Source organism: Maribacter sp. 2-571, assembly GCF_050589625.1.
Classification (GTDB): Bacteria; Bacteroidota; Bacteroidia; order Flavobacteriales; family Flavobacteriaceae; genus Pelagihabitans.
On sequence record NZ_JBNGOP010000005.1, the window covers coordinates 1 to 15,146 of the forward strand.

Consider the following 15,146-nt stretch of genomic DNA (forward strand, 5'->3'; position numbering starts at 1 on the left):
AACTACTAACTACTAACTACTAACTACTAACTACTAACTACTAACTACTAACTACTAACTACTAACCACTAACCACTAACCACTAACCACTAACCACTAACCACTAACCACTAACTACTCATTAACCCAGCTGCAACGGCATTTCCCGTAACCGTTTTCCGGTAAGGCGATAAACGGCATTTGCTATTGCGGCTCCTATGGGGCCTAATGGTGGTTCTCCTACGGCTCCCGGGGTGTCGGCTCCTTCAAGAAGTATGATATCTATTTCTTTTGGGGCGTGTTTCATCAAGGCCATCTGGTAGGGTCCGTAAATGGTAGGTTGTAGCTCGCCGTCCTCAACGTACATCCGTTCAAAAAGGCTGGCGCTCATTCCCATAATTATGGCTCCTTCACACTGCGCCCGAACTTGATCAGGGTTGACCACGAGGCCAGGGTCCATGGCACAGGTAACCTTATGCACCTTAATTTCGCCATCTACTATGGAAACCTCCACTACTTGCGCGCAGGGGGTGTTGGCGTCCGTGGAAGCCGCAAATCCCATTGCCCGACCATTTTGCGTTTCGTTTGTCCATTGCGCCTTTTCCGCTGCAGCGGTAATTACCTTTTTAAGCCTTTCTCCTCGTTCGTCCGTTTGAATATGGTCCAGACGAAATTGGACGGGGTCTTTGTTGGCCTTTACCGATAGCTCGTCCATAAAACTTTCAATAGCGAACGTATTCGCCAATAAGCCCAAACTACGCCACCAGCTGGTCGCAAAAGGAAGTTTTACCCTCCACGAAATCGCTTGATGGTTGGGTATGTTGCCATATTGTATCATTCCGCCCCGCCATGCACCAAGATCAGCTCCCAATATGGGTTCCGCAATACCGGGAACCATAGGGGAACCAAAAGCGACATCACCACTGCTTACATTGTGTTCGAATGCCTCAATGGAACCATTGCTGTTCAATTTTGCTTTTAAAACATGGTGTGTTGGCGGACGAAAGGTATCGTTTTGAAACTCCTCCTTACGGCTAAAGAAACACTTTACGGGCTTTCCTACCGCTTTGGAAAGTACGGCCGCTTGAATACCATTGGGCGTGTGCAGTCTTCTCCCGAACCCACCGCCTAAAAAGGTCGGTACGATGTTTACGTTCTCTGCATCAAGGTCAAGTCGCTCGGCAATTTCATCACGGGTAATTTTCACCACTTGGGTCGACATGATAATGGAGGCCTTGTCGGCCTCAACGTGGGCCAATGCCCCATTGGGTTCTAACTGTGCATGTGCCCCGATCGGACTTTTATACTCTGAAACAATGGTGGTTTCGGCATCCGAAATAAGGTCTTCCACAGCTCCTTCCTTTTGTATCACGAAAGGTGTTCCCTTTCCCACGGCGATCATGGCTTCGATATCGGCGGTCTGTACCGTAGTATCCACTTTCCAATTGACCGTTATGGCATTTTTGGCATTTTCAGCTTCCTGTTGAGAGGTGGCGACTACCCCTACAAAGTCGGGTTCGGTAACTATTTTTACCACACCCGGCATCTGTTCCGCTTTTGAAGTATCGGCCCCGGAAAAGGTCGCGCCGATAGTGCTGGCCCGAACAACGGAACCGTATAGCATATCGGGCAAAACGGCGTCCATGCCGAACAATGGGGCTCCAAAAACCTTGTCCTTTAAATCTACTCGTGGTATGGGTTTTCCAATATACCGAAAGGCCTTGCCCGTCTTTAGCGGCGGGGTGTCCGGGACATCCCATTCTTGTACTCCCTCCGCAATTTCCGAATAGGTCATCGATTGTTCCCCGATGGTAATGCTGCCATTGGATACGACGGGTTGTACATCTCCCGCATCCATTTTTTTAATGGCCTCGTTTTCGAGCATTTTACGCATGGTGGCCGCAAGTTCCCTCAAGGGGACCCATAGGGCGGAAATGGAAGTGCTGCCCCCAGTGGCAAAACCATCCATGTTTCCGGAAGCCGATTGGGCATGGACCACCTGTATACGTTCCATTGCAACCTCTAGTTCTTCCGCTACCATTTGGGCAAGGCCCGTGAACGTTCCCTGCCCCATTTCCACTTTAGGGCTATGCAGGACAATGGTATTGTTTTTGGTAATCTCGAACCAAATGATCGGGGTTTTGGTATTGCCCATATACGGCGTATCCGCAGTGTTCACCAGTCCCGCTATTTTACGGCGTATGGGACTTCGAAACAGATAGGTGCCTACGGCTAGTACTCCCAATGTTCCCAGCCCACCGCGGACAAGAAATTTACGACGCGATACTTTTTTCTTTTCAGTAGCCATTATGTTATGGGTTTTTCGGTGGATTCCTGTTGAATTTCGGCCGCTCTATGAATGGCTTTTCGCATACGATAATAGGTAGCGCAACGGCAAACATTTACTATGTTGTTATCGATATCCGTATCGGTGGGTCGCGGTATTTTTTTTAACAACGCCGCGGTAGCCATCATAAATCCAGGTTGGCAGTAACCGCATTGCGGCACAACCTCTTCGATCCACGCCTGTTGTACGGGATGCGGGTTTTCAGGGCTGCCCAATCCTTCTATGGTCGTTATCTGTTTGTCCCTTGCAAATTTTACGGGATAGGAGCAGGACCGGACCGCTTCCCCGTCCACATGCAAGGTACAGGCCCCGCAGGCTGCCTTGCCACATCCGAATTTTGTACCCTTTAGTTCCAAAAGGTCCCGAACCACCCAAAGCAAAGGGGTGTTTTCATCGGGAACATCGACCGTTTTTAATATACCGTTTACATGAAGTGAAATTGTCATAGTCTTTTATATTGTTATTCGGATGGGATAATATGGCCTTGGTGGAACCAAGCTTTTACTGCGGCGATATACTCTTCTTTTGGAACAGGGGGCGGTGTTCTGGGGTTTCCATCGGCATCTACTCCCGGTTTCCAGGCCCACAGTACAAGTTCATGCTCCGTTAAGTGGTGCATTGTTTCTTCCGGACTTCGGCCGCCATTCCGTTCGGGGTCCATCATCGAGGTAGCGATTTCCGTGCGGCTCAAGCCCTCCCATTGCATCGATGCCGGAGCTAAGGACCATTCCGGAGCGCCGGGTACCCCCGAATAGGGATTGTTCTCCGATTGATGACAAGTTGCGCAGTTGGTGGCTTCAAAACCAGTATTGTTCGGTCCTCCCGCAATACCAAAATGATGGGGATGGCCGTCAGCTCCCTGTTTGGGTATGCCATCGTTAGGGTGGCAGTTTACGCAACGTTCGTGTGTCAACACCTGCATCATTTTATCGAACGGTTCATTGTCGGTTACCGTAAGATTGGCATCCGGTTTCGGTACGTAGGTGGATGAAACGGTATTGGAAAACACGACCACTATTCCCAGGGCGAGCGCGCACAAAAGGAAAAGGGGAGGAAAGAATTTTTTCATTAAGGATGGGTTCAAGCGTTTGTTGACTACTGATTTTTTCACTCCAAGTTGGGCAGCGACCCCGTTTTAGGAAATGACAAGGGCAGTACCACTGATCGTATGCTTCTTTTGTCCCAAAATGGAGCACTACCAAAGCGGTCCGTTAAAAAGGGTGCAATGTCCACTTTGGCAGCATTTTCTATTGGCTGTTAAAAGGTTATGCACATTTCTTAAAATTAGGAAAGTTTAGGGAAGGATACAAGGGTGTTCGCCATAGTCACGTTGAACCCGCCCTTATTTTATGGTTTAGGGTCAAAAAGAAGGTTTTTGTGGCGTGTTGAAATCGTTTTTCGGCTTCAGGGCCAGCAATGCTAAGGGTGTTCGGAAACCTGAACGATACCGATTATCTAGCAAAATGAGACCTCTACGCCTAGGAGGTGAATAAAAGAACGGTGAAAGACGCCTTCATTGTTAAGTACTTCGTTAACTAATTTTCGGTCGGTACTCTAGGTTTTTCAATCTGTTCTTTAATTTTGTACTTCCGATTTAGGCATTGTTTTTGTTTTTGGAAAAGAAATGTTGGTATTATGGTTGTTAAATTAAGGGTATACAGGGTCCTTTTAGCGGTAATTACGATTTGTGTTTGGCCCAGTGCGTTCGGTCAAGATTCGTTGATTACCGTAACTGCGGAAAAAGGTGACGGTATTTTGTCGTTGTTGCGAAAGCAAGGGGCCGATCCCTATGAAATATACGATGACTTTATTGCGATGAACGTGGACAATTTACGCGATAGTGTCCAATTATATGCCGGGCGCGACTATAAGATACCCCCGTTTAGGGTAGATACGGTGGCGGTAGTCGATAGTATCGCCAAAACGTCCAAAGCAATAAAAAAAATAACCGGAAAAGAGTTTGCCATTTTTGGATCGGAACACGCTTCGGTACTTGTTAAAAGTGAAAAACTAAAGGATGCGGTGTATTATCTGGTGTCGGGCCACGGAGGTCCGGATCCTGGCGCTATGGCCAATTATGGAGGTACCCAGATCGCCGAAGACGAATACGCTTATGATATTACGCTGCGTTTGGCCAAGGAACTGCTGGCGCATAGCGCAACGGTTTATGTCATTATAAGGGACGAGAATGATGGTATCCGGGACGATAGTATCTTAAAGATAGATCATGATGAGGTCGCTTATGGAGGCAAGACCATTCCACTGAACCAAACGGCACGTTTGAAACAACGGGTGGACATCGTTAACGAACTGCACCGTAAAAATCGCGGTAAATTTCAACGCTTGATCGTTACCCATATCGATAGCCGTAGTAAAGGCCAAAACATCGACGTGTTCTTTTATCACCACGAAAAGAGCAAGAATGGCAAAAAATTGGCCGAGAGCATTCATACTACCTTTCAAAAAAAGTACAAGAAGTATCAACCCAATCGAAAATATACCGGCACTTTTAAGGACAGGACCTCTTTATACCTCGTTAAAAAAACACACCCGGCCATGACCTTTATCGAGTTGGGAAACATCAAGAACAAAAAGGACCAACGCCGTATTTTAAATGTCGATAACCGACAGGCCCTGGCAAAGTGGATCGCGGAAGGGGTTTTGTTGGATTATGAAGGCGGTGAAATAGGGCACATCCGCTAATATTTTTCTTTTGCTAGTGTCCCCGTATCTTTCAGTACCGGTAAACACACCTTTTTTCGCCTACCCAAAAAATCACTGGTTTTTATTTGCGTAGTTTAACATCAGAAATGGTATAATATAACAATCTTGTTTTCCTGCCTTTTCCGTATCGAAACACGGAGTGCGCTAAGCGCTTATATGAAATCTAAAAAGGGCAACGACAGAAGAACTCAAAAAAACAGCGACATGAAACGCCTTCACCGCCTGACCGCTATTTTGACGGGGTTACAGGCAAAATCATCATTAAAGGCCAAAGAGATGGCGGCCCATTTTCAAGTCAGTACCCGAACTATTTATAGGGATATAGCCGCGCTTTCGGCTGCGGGTGTGCCCATTGGGCTTGAGAACGAGTACGGCTATTTTCTTGTCGACGGGTACCAATTGCCCCCGGTCATGTTTACGGAACAAGAGGCCCGGGCTTTACTCACGGCGCAGAAGATTATAGCGCAAAACAATGACAGCTCCATTATTGCCGCTTATGGTTCGGCCATGCAGAAAGTATTGGCCATTTTGCGAAAACCACAGCGCAACGATTTGGAAATGCTGGAAAGCAGGTTGCGACCTTCCACTAATAAAAATACGGAAAAAACCAGTGATTCCGTTACGCTGATACAAGGTGCCATAACCCAACGGCAGGTACTGCTGCTCCAGTATCGTTCGGGTTCCAAAGGGGAGGTCACCGAGCGTTCGGTAGCGCCAATGGCCATTTATTTCACCCAGGACCATTGGGTAATGGTCGGCCATTGTCGTCTAAGAAAGGCGATGCGGGAATTTCGAACGGATCGAATGCTATTCGTTGCCGTGACCGAGGATACCTTTCCGCCCAACCAATTTCGACTTTCCGATTATTTCGAAAAAAATAACGGTTTCTGAAAATAGCGCGACATAGGGTTGTCATAACCGGGTGTTAGTTTTGTCTCAAATTGAACAAGATGAAACAAATGATAACCGGTGCCATGCTATTTTAACCCGGTTTATGTATTAGAACTTCGTCATGAGAATCGAAAATATAATAAAACCGGATGTTTTCCGGGTTTGGGCATAGCCCCGCTACGGTCAAGCTCGAAAACATAGTGAAACGCCCGGTTTTGAAGTAGTTTCGGGTCGTAATAGATTTTCTAATGCATAAAACGGGTTTAACAACCATAGTTGGCGCACAAACCCTAAAAACGATGAAGCAGAACAGTTGTATCGAAGTGGTGACCTTTAAAGGAAAACCAACATTGACTATCGACGAAGTACGAACGGCCCTCTTGCGTACAACGCCCTACCTAAAGCAATTTGATGGTTTCCTATCCAGAACGATTTCGGTAAATGAAAAAGGCGATTTTTTAGATGTGGTCCGTTGGGAAGATATGGAAAAGGCAAAAAGAGCGGCGGCAAGTTTGCCCCAAAACGGGGAATTGATGAAACTGATGGAGGTCATCGACTTTAACTCCGTAAAAATGGAGCACTACACCGTTTTCTCCGATGCACCTTAAAAATACGATAAGATGAAGGGTATTCCATTTTAAAGTGATAATGGTGGTACGCCCTTTGTTAGGGCACTATTTTACGCCTGTAGTAATCTAGCAGTTGTTCAGGGCCCGCCCCTAGGAAGTTTTTTAGGTGTATGACGCCAAAGTGGTACTGCAAAACAACTTCTCCCTTTTCTTTATAGCGCCTTGCCGATGTTTTTACGTGATAGGGAAGAATGGTGAAAGGGGCCAACCCGTAAAGCCGGGAGATGTATTCGTTGTCTTCATATACCACGTACCGTTCATTGAATCCGCCAGAGGCTTCGAACAGGTCCCGGTCAATGAACAGGGATTGATCTCCGCCCCTGCAGAGTTTTACGTTGATACGGGTGAACCAGGCAAAAAACTGAAGAAATCGGCTATTGCTATCAAACTTCATTTGAAAGCACCCAACGCGTTTGTTTTTCCGGTAGGCTTCTATGATACGGGAATCGAATCCTATGGGAGGTAAGGTGTCCACATGAAGAAAATAAAAAATGGTCCCACGCGCCATGGAAGCCCCTAAATTCAATTGTTTGGAGCGTCCTCTTTCCGAAAAAATCACCGTGGCGCCCATTTCTTCGGCAATTTCAGCAGTACTATCGGTACTGCCCCCGTCGATGACCAGGGTTTCCAAAATAATATTGGAATCGCCGTACCGTTTTAAGTACGTTAAGGTACTCCCGATATGTTCCGCTTCGTTCAGAACGGGAATGATAATGCTTATGTTCGGGCTATTCGGCTTCATTAAGGCTCCAGTCGTACTTTTTATAGTTTATGGCGGCATTACCATCGATGGGCGTGTTTGCGTATTGGTTGATGTATTGCCGCAAGGAACTTTTCTTGGTAAAATCTTTTTTGAACCACTTGAAAATTTGGGATAGCGATGCCCTATCTTTTGCGATCGTATTGCGTTTTGGATCGTTAATAAATTCCCGGGCCGTTCGTTCCAGTTGTTGTTCCATTTGATCGGCCGTGAAGGCAACGTTCTTTAGTTTTGGGCAGGAATAAGAAGCACAGTTGATAGCAAAATGGATACGGGGCTCCTTCATTTTTCGCAAAACCTTATGTTCAATATGTCCCAAGGAAAAATAATCGCTCCCTATTTTTACAAAATCCTTGCTCCAAGGTCGGGAAATGTCCTTGATACTGTTGGTAGGGTAGTGGTTCAATATTAATTGGACCGTGGCAGCATTGTAGAGGTTGATGTAATAGGCCAACTTCTCCTGTTTGTCAGCGGTTTCGGCAATCGGGTGGTCACCCAGGAAGGTCAGGTATTCTTTTAGCTTTGTCTCATCTTCCTTGAAACGGCCGTAGTCTACATTGCCGTCATCGTCTACATATTTTTGCAACAATTCGTTCCATAAGGCGTGATCGACACTGGAATAGGTAGGTACATTTTGTGCAGGGCCGGACGCCGAGCAGGTGAATAAAAAAAGTAATAGCGCTATGTATTGCATCGCTTTTGTTTGGGAGAACTGTATATATAGTAGCAAGTAAAGCGGAAACCTTACAAAATGGCACCGTTCAAACGACGGTGCCATGTGTGATTTAAATGTGGTGCCGTGTTAACAACAACCGCCACCGTTATAATGCCAGGTGCTTTCGCTAATATGAATTTCATCGTTTTCGAGCGCTAAGGCCGCCGCGGTCTTGTCACATACGGCCAAAGGTTGGTTTTGCATCAATACATGCCCTTTTTTATCGTCAAAGTAATCTTCATCACCATAGTAAATGGCGGTCTTGCCCGTGAAAACACAAGGTCCGTCTTCCGGCATGGGGTCTTTGATGGCAGCAATTTCGATAGATTCGATAAAAATAAGCTCTTCCGTCGGATAATGGTTCGGGGAGAGTACCCGATACGATTTTCTCGCGCGAATTTCAATGGTCCCAAAACCGGCATCGGTCAATACTTTGATGTAGTCCTTGATCGGAATGCTTCCGCTCAAACAGAGTGCCCGTAAGCGATCGTCGTTACGTAGGGTCTCGTTCATGGGTTGTTCGCAGGTAGGGTCGCTCATTACCAAGCGTCCGTGGGGTTTGAGTACCCGGTACATTTCCGCAACGGCTTTTTTGAGGTCGTCCAATTTGAAAATATTGAATAGACAATTTTGCGCTGCGATATCGATACTTTCGTCGGCCACGGGTAAGGCCAGGGCATCACCTTTCACCAAGTTGACAAATTCGCTTTTGAACCAATCGTTTTCCGCTTCGGCGATCTTAAAGTTCTCCCGAGAGGCGGTCAACATTTCATCTACGACATCTACACCGGTAACGCCGCCTTTTTGACGTGAAAAATAGGCGAACTGTAGCAGTTCCATTCCCCCGCCAACACCCACATATAGTACTTTAGGGTCATTCACCAAGTCTTGGGCCGATACGGTGCTTCCGCAACCATAGTTCATTTCCTGCATGATCTTGGGAATGGAAAGGCCGGGAAACTGCCAAATCGGGTTGGTTGTACAGCATAGGCCTACGTCCGGTGTCAATGCGGCTTCTTTATATAAATCGTTAGTGGCTTCTAAATAACTCATAGTGTATACAATTCAAGTTCGTTTTGTCCTATTGGCCAAACGCGAACGGTTTTTAAATGGATGTCTTCTTTTTTATCTTTTCTGTCAAAAGGCTACAATTGGCCATTAACAGGTTATAATTAACAATCGTTTAAAAAATGATGCCCCTAAAGAACGATGTGAACAGTTTTCGAAGAAAACACGAACGATCTTCAGGCTTCATTTTCACTCCCAAATTTTAACAATCAGCAAGGAAAAAGCTTTGTATTCTCCCGGCAATTTCCTTTTTTTCAATACTCAATACTCAATACTCAATACTCAATACTCAATACTCAATACTCAATACTCAATACTCAATACTCAATACTCCATACTCCATACTCAATACTCCAAACTCCATACTCCATACCCCATACCCTATACCCCATACTCCATACTCCATACTTAATACTCCTAAAGCTCCTCGATCAGCGCCTTAAAGAGCTGTATCATTTTCGGTTCGGTCGCACTTGCAATTTTAATAATTTCCTCGATGTCCACCGGTTTTAGATCGTCCGGATCGCATTCATCGGTCAAAACCGATACGGCCGCAATGGGTAGTCGTAAATGATTGGCAACAATTACTTCCGGCACGGTACTCATGCCCACGGCATCTGCCCCCAGTATTTTGAGCATACGATATTCGGCCCTTGTTTCCAGCTGTGGTCCTACTACCGAAACGTAAACGCCTTTTTTTATGGATACACCCTCTTTTTCGGCAATGGCCTTAAGCCTATCGTTCATATCCTTGTCGTAGGGGGCGCTCATGTCGGCAAAACGATCGCCAAACTCGGCAACGTTCTTAAATGCCAGTGGCGAGCCACCCTGGAGGTTGATGTGGTCTTCGATCAGCATGATATCCCCTTTTTTAAAGGAGAGGTTAATGGCTCCGGCAGCATTCGAAATCAGTAATTTTTGGATGCCCAACAAGTGCATGACCCGAATGGGATAGGTAACATCTAAAAAATCGTAACCCTCGTACAAATGGAACCTGCCCTGCATGACCACCACTTTTTTACCTGCTATGGTACCATAGATCAATTTGCCGGTATGGAACTCCACCGTGGCCAAGGGAAAAAACGGAATATGGTTATAGTGGGCCTCGATCGGGTGCTCTATTTCATTTACCAATTGTCCCAGACCGGTACCCAATACAATCCCTATTTCGGGACGGTCGAAACCCTTGTTCTTTAAATATGCTACCGATTCTTCCAGTTGTTTTTTAGTCATTCTTTACATTTTTTAAAAAGGTATCAAAGGCAGGATGGTCCTTGATATCTTCATAGGTGTCCACATCGTTTTTTTCCGGCAGTAAATGTACTTTTTCATTTTTTAAATCGGAAAGGGTATCCTTTAAAACCGTTTGTTCCCCCCATGATTTGTTTTGGAAGAGTGTGGGCGTATGTTTTTTCATTCCCAAAAGATAGTATCCGCCATCGGTTGCCGGCCCAATTACAAAATCGTGCGTTTCCAAGCCGCGGAACGCCTTTTCCAGATCGTGTTGTCCCATATCGAACATATCGCTACCGATAATACAAATTTTATCGTAGCCCGCGGCAAAGCCGTCGGCGAAGGCTTTCGACATTCGGTCGCCAAGGGTGGCCCCGGACTGTACTTTTTTTGAAAAGGTTACATTGTCCCAAAGGTCGTTCGCACCGATTTTTTCTGAATAGTATACCTGTTTTTCAACATCAAGATTTTTGGTGATGTCCACCGTGTGCCGAAGCAAAAAAGTATAAATTTCCAAGGCCACGTGATCTCCAACCGTGGCCGCCAACCTTCTTTTGCCCTTGCCCAGTTCGGGGTTTCGGGTAAAGATGATCAATGCATTTCGGGTGGCTGTCAAAGGCGTTTTGTTTTCTTTTGAGCTCAACTATTCAGATATTAAGAGGGGTGTTCGTGTTTTTTGATTCGGATGGCTTGGTTAAGTAGTCAGGTGTCAAGGGTTTTTCGGATGTATCCTCTTTCCCTTTTTCAACAGTTTTCCCCATTCTCGGTCAAAGGCATGTACCTTATCGGTTTCGTTACCATCCATATCATATACGGGATTGCCCTTGTTTTTCCATTCAAAAATACCCCCATAAAGATTGGTTATCTGCGTGTATCCCAATTGCATCAATTTTTCCCCGATTTCTTCGGAACGCACCCCGATGCTACAATACACGACAATGGGAGCGGTCTTGTCGGGCAATTGTTGCTGCACCCTTTCGGCATCAAAATTTAAATAACCTACCCAAATAGCACCCTTTAAATGGCTTACCTCAAATTCCGTTTTGGCCCGGGTATCCAAAAGAATCAGCTGTGAAGCGTTTGCCACCATATCGCTATAGCGATAAGGAACGCTTTCGGTATTGTAAGTCTCCAGGGTCTCTTGTATGGTCGATTGCCCCAATAGAACGCTGGTGCCGAAGCTAAAAATGAAAATGATTCGAAGAAAATCCATTACTTTTTGTAAAAAACAGTTCAAAGATAGTATTTTCGAAGCGCGTTTTTTGAGGGCATAGCCCCCACATTTAAATTTGAACTATGATTTGGTTAAAAAACATGGCCCTACCAATATTGCTTCTTGTATTTTTAGGCTCTTGTAAGGAAAAGGAAAAAAACAAGAAACCCATGACACCAGATTTCAAGTCGGCCACTTATACGGAAACTTACAGGCCGCAGCTTCATTTTTCGCCCCCACAATTTTGGATGAACGATCCTAACGGTTTGATCTATCATAAGGGCAAGTATCACTTGTTCTATCAATATTACCCGGAGGATATCAAATGGGGGCCAATGCACTGGGGGCATGCCGTAAGTACGGATTTGGTACACTGGCAGCACAAACCTACCGCACTGTTTCCCGATGAGCACGGATATATTTTTTCGGGGAGCGTTGTTTTGGATTTTGGCAACACCTCCGGTTTGGGCAGCGCAGAAAACCCGCCAATGGTGGCTATTTTCACCTATCATGATGCGGAGGCCAAGGAAGATGGTGCAAAGAATTATGAAACACAAGGGCTGGCGTACAGTTTGGATGATGGGGAAACCTGGGAAATGTATGTGAACAACCCGGTATTGCCGAACGATGGAATGGAGGATTTTCGCGATCCAAAGGTTTTTTGGGACGCTTCCAATAATGCATGGGTAATGAGCATCGTAGCCGGGGACCATTTGCAACTATGGAATTCTTCGGACCTAAAGTCGTGGAAGAAGTTGAGCAATTTTGGAAAACGACGTGGCGCCCACGGAGGGGTTTGGGAGTGTCCCGATCTTTTTAAGATGAAGGTGGGCGATACGGATGAGGAAAAATGGGTGCTATTGATCAGCATCAACCCGGGTGGACCCAATGGGGGCAGTGCTACCCAATATTTTGTAGGTGATTTTGACGGGCAACAGTTTACCAGCGAGCAACAAGAAACCCAATGGGTGGACTGGGGAACGGATAATTATGCAGGAGTCACTTACTTTACACTGCCTAAGGATTATTACGGTGATACCTATGAAAACGATCCCGGGCAAGACCGCATTTTTATCGGTTGGATGAACAACTGGGATTATGGCCAGGAAACCCCGACCACTCCCTGGCGTGGAGCAATGACCGTTCCCCGGAAGCTGTCATTGCAAAAGGTAGCTGGCCGTTACATGCTTTATAACTATCCCGTCCCTCAATTGGAGCAATTAAAAACCGAGGTCCAAGAAACGGAACTGGAACTGGCAATAGGAGATAAAAAAGAAATCAAATTTGACGGTCTTGAGCAATCCGAAGTTCGTTTCACTACCGAATCGAAAGATTTTGTAGTAAAGTTAAAGAACACTAAAAATGAAGAGGTGGTGCTTACCATGAACAGCGAACAAAAATTATTTTTACTAGATCGTGTCGTATCCGGAAAAACCGATTTTAACGAAAAATTTGCCAACCAAATACAACAAATGCCGGTAGCCGAGCTTCCGGAGGGGCCTTACGAAGTTCGTATGCTCAACGATAGGTCTTCCATTGAGGTGTTTATCAATAAAGGACAGTATACAATGACCGCTCAGTTGTTTCCAACGGAACCATATGACGCATTGGAATTCGAAAACGTCTCGGAAACGAGCATCCGGTTCGATAACATTGTGCTTGCCCAAATGAAAACCATCTGGTAGACCGTTCTCTACCATCGGATTACAACGCTTACCCAGTACCGACCGACCACTTACCAACTGAACAAATCACCCGATTATCGGATTTTTACATTCCGATACATAAAGTAATACCAATTGTTGTTTAAAATGCGCCTTATACCATTTTTGGTATGAGATAGCGAAGTTCCTTTTCATTTACTGGCGTGGTAAAGGTTTTGCATAGCATTAGCCAAGCCAAACGCTTACAAGAAATGTAAATGGACAATGAACACGTTAGCTTGGCTCATTTTAAGTAGCAGTGGGTAGAACGCAAAAAAAGTAAGAAAAAACAACTAAAAAAAAGATAAAAAACGAAATAGCACAGGATTAGTCTGTAGTTCATCGATTAGTTATACTAATTTTTTTGAATTTCAGTTAAACCTATTGTTATGGGATAATGGACGCCCCCCCAAGTCCTTCTTAAACAGTCATCTACTTATGAGTTCAAATTGTAACAGTGCCTCACTGAACGTCTACGTGCCTTCTGCTCAGAATGCATGGGACGCTAAAAAGGTCAACCATCTATTCAAAAGAATCGCCTATGGTGTTTCGGCATCCGATACAGAGCAGGCGCTTTTGGAAAGTCCGGCAACCTTGGTCGATCGTTTGATCGATGAAGCCCTGGCAAAGCCTTTAATGCGCAAGCCTTCTTGGGCCGACGATTTTGATCCAGAGGAACCTTTGGCGAACGGACCGCGATTGGAATGGAAGGTCACTTTTTTAAATACAATGTTAAAAAATGGCTTTCGTGATCGCTTGAGCTTTTTCTGGAGCAACCATTTTGTAACGGGCATACCCGGTTATGGTTGCGCTTCGTATATGTACCGTTATACCAAGGCACTACAAACCCATGCTTTGGGCAACTTTAAGACCTTTATTCACGAAATAGGTCTCGAATCGGCAATGTTGCTGTACTTGAACGGGAATCAAAATACCAAGAACCGGCCCAACGAAAATTATGCCCGTGAATTATATGAGCTTTTTGCGTTAGGTGAGGGAAACGGCTATACACAGACCGATATTGAAGAGACTGCCAGAGCGCTTACAGGGTATAACAAACGCGACACCCGCTGCTCGCCCCTCTATTTTGTAGAGAACAATTTTGACGACGGTGAAAAAACGATTTTCGGAAGAACCGGAAACTGGGGCTATGATGATGTCATCACTATTTTGTTCGAGGAACGTGGGAACCAGATAGCCCGTTTTATCGTAGAAAAACTATACCGCTTTTTTGTGCATCCCGAACTTCCGGAAAACCCAGCGGTTATCAATGCGTTGGCTGCTACCTTTGAAAGCAGCGGTTTTGAAATAACCCCGGTTCTGCGACAGCTGTTCAAGAGCGAGCACTTTTTTAACGGTGATGCCATGGATGTGATCATTAAGAGTCCGGTAGACCTCTTCCTAAGTTTTTATGGGGATACGGCCTTCACCGTTCCCGACGACGACTATATGGCCAACATCTTCCGATGGTCGCGAAACGCTAACCAGGAGGTTCTGATACCGCCCAATGTAGCGGGTTGGCAACGCGATAAGGACTGGATCAGCTCACCTACGCTTATTGCCCGGTGGACCTATGTCGACCGCATTATACGTGATCAATTCAAAGCGAACGAGGAACAGTTTCGTTCCCTGGCGTTATCGATTACGGGTCCCAGCAACGATGTGGTGTATGTAAGCAATACAATCGTCAACAAATTTTTGCCCGAAAAACTACTGACCGAGCAAGATTATGAAATCGCTTTGGACGTCTTTAAATCGGATTCCGTACCGGAAAATTATTATGAGGACGGTTCTTGGAATCTGGACGACGAAGCGGTGCCGAAACAGGTTTGCCTGTTGTTGAGCCATATTGTAAAACAACCCGAGTTTCAACTTAAATAAGCC

14 protein-coding genes are annotated in these 15,146 nt (G+C 45.6%); 5 read left to right on the plus strand and 9 right to left on the minus strand.

Annotated elements, in window-relative coordinates; translation table 11 throughout:
• Positions 1-121: 121 nt before the first annotated feature.
• From ACRD7P_RS05135 to ACRD7P_RS05145, 3 genes are read right to left on the minus strand one after another with little or no spacing between them, the layout of a single operon-like run.
• Entirely contained in the window at positions 122-2,287 is a 2,166-nt protein-coding gene (locus ACRD7P_RS05135) for a molybdopterin cofactor-binding domain-containing protein (RefSeq protein WP_430906442.1), read from the minus strand.
• Positions 2,287-2,772, minus strand: a complete 486-nt coding sequence (locus ACRD7P_RS05140; RefSeq protein WP_430906443.1) for a (2Fe-2S)-binding protein — start codon at positions 2,770-2,772, stop codon at positions 2,287-2,289. The genes ACRD7P_RS05135 and ACRD7P_RS05140 overlap by 1 nt, the downstream gene beginning before the upstream one ends.
• A 14-nt stretch (positions 2,773-2,786) precedes the next feature.
• Positions 2,787-3,395 carry a hypothetical protein gene (locus tag ACRD7P_RS05145; protein ID WP_430906444.1) on the minus strand — a complete coding sequence of 203 codons (609 nt, stop codon included), beginning with the start codon at positions 3,393-3,395 and terminating at the stop codon, positions 2,787-2,789.
• A gap of 566 nt (positions 3,396-3,961) precedes the next feature.
• Between ACRD7P_RS05145 and ACRD7P_RS05150 the strand changes: the two genes are divergently transcribed.
• The 3 genes from ACRD7P_RS05150 (at position 3,962) to ACRD7P_RS05160 (ending at position 6,549) form a co-directional block, all read left to right on the plus strand.
• Positions 3,962-5,029, plus strand: coding sequence for an N-acetylmuramoyl-L-alanine amidase family protein (locus tag ACRD7P_RS05150; protein ID WP_430906445.1), 1,068 nt, complete (start codon positions 3,962-3,964; stop codon positions 5,027-5,029).
• 225 nt (positions 5,030-5,254) lie between these two features.
• Positions 5,255-5,941 carry a helix-turn-helix transcriptional regulator gene (locus ACRD7P_RS05155; RefSeq protein ID WP_430906447.1) on the plus strand — a complete coding sequence of 229 codons (687 nt, stop codon included), beginning with the start codon at positions 5,255-5,257 and terminating at the stop codon, positions 5,939-5,941.
• Positions 5,942-6,240: 299 nt separating this feature from the next.
• The gene (locus tag ACRD7P_RS05160) at positions 6,241-6,549 is read left to right on the plus strand and encodes a hypothetical protein (protein WP_430906448.1); all 309 of its coding nucleotides are present in this window, start codon (positions 6,241-6,243) and stop codon (positions 6,547-6,549) included.
• 58 nt (positions 6,550-6,607) lie between these two features.
• Here the strand turns inward: ACRD7P_RS05160 and ACRD7P_RS05165 are convergent, their stop codons facing one another.
• The 6 genes from ACRD7P_RS05165 to ACRD7P_RS05190 all read right to left on the minus strand — a co-directional run bounded on the left by ACRD7P_RS05165 (position 6,608) and on the right by ACRD7P_RS05190 (position 11,559).
• A complete protein-coding gene (locus ACRD7P_RS05165; protein ID WP_430906449.1) occupies positions 6,608-7,312 on the minus strand; it encodes a TIGR04283 family arsenosugar biosynthesis glycosyltransferase in 705 nt (234 codons plus the stop codon).
• Positions 7,299-8,024 (minus strand): DUF547 domain-containing protein, encoded by a 726-nt coding sequence (locus ACRD7P_RS05170; RefSeq protein ID WP_430906450.1) that lies wholly within the window; start codon positions 8,022-8,024, stop codon positions 7,299-7,301. The genes ACRD7P_RS05165 and ACRD7P_RS05170 overlap by 14 nt, the downstream gene beginning before the upstream one ends.
• A 108-nt stretch (positions 8,025-8,132) precedes the next feature.
• Complete coding sequence (arsM, locus tag ACRD7P_RS05175) at positions 8,133-9,098, minus strand: arsenosugar biosynthesis arsenite methyltransferase ArsM (protein ID WP_430906451.1); 966 nt, start codon at positions 9,096-9,098, stop codon at positions 8,133-8,135.
• A 432-nt stretch (positions 9,099-9,530) separates the two neighbouring features.
• Positions 9,531-10,346 carry a purine-nucleoside phosphorylase gene (locus tag ACRD7P_RS05180; protein WP_430906452.1) on the minus strand — a complete coding sequence of 272 codons (816 nt, stop codon included), beginning with the start codon at positions 10,344-10,346 and terminating at the stop codon, positions 9,531-9,533.
• Positions 10,339-10,962: a TIGR04282 family arsenosugar biosynthesis glycosyltransferase gene (locus tag ACRD7P_RS05185; RefSeq protein ID WP_430906453.1), complete on the minus strand. Its 624-nt coding sequence runs from the start codon at positions 10,960-10,962 to the stop codon at positions 10,339-10,341. The genes ACRD7P_RS05180 and ACRD7P_RS05185 overlap by 8 nt, the downstream gene beginning before the upstream one ends.
• 93 nt (positions 10,963-11,055) lie before the next feature.
• On the minus strand, positions 11,056-11,559 hold the full coding sequence (locus tag ACRD7P_RS05190) for a rhodanese-like domain-containing protein (RefSeq protein ID WP_430906454.1): 504 nt from the start codon (positions 11,557-11,559) through the stop codon (positions 11,056-11,058).
• A 170-nt stretch (positions 11,560-11,729) separates the two neighbouring features.
• Here ACRD7P_RS05190 and ACRD7P_RS05195 point away from each other — a divergent pair, with 170 nt between their 5' ends.
• Together ACRD7P_RS05195 and ACRD7P_RS05200 are read left to right on the plus strand one after the other, a co-directional pair.
• On the plus strand, positions 11,730-13,244 hold the full coding sequence (locus ACRD7P_RS05195) for a glycoside hydrolase family 32 protein (RefSeq protein ID WP_430906455.1): 1,515 nt from the start codon (positions 11,730-11,732) through the stop codon (positions 13,242-13,244).
• 456 nt (positions 13,245-13,700) lie between these two features.
• Positions 13,701-15,143: a DUF1800 domain-containing protein gene (locus ACRD7P_RS05200; RefSeq protein ID WP_430906456.1), complete on the plus strand. Its 1,443-nt coding sequence runs from the start codon at positions 13,701-13,703 to the stop codon at positions 15,141-15,143.
• The last annotated feature ends 3 nt before the right edge of the window (positions 15,144-15,146 follow it).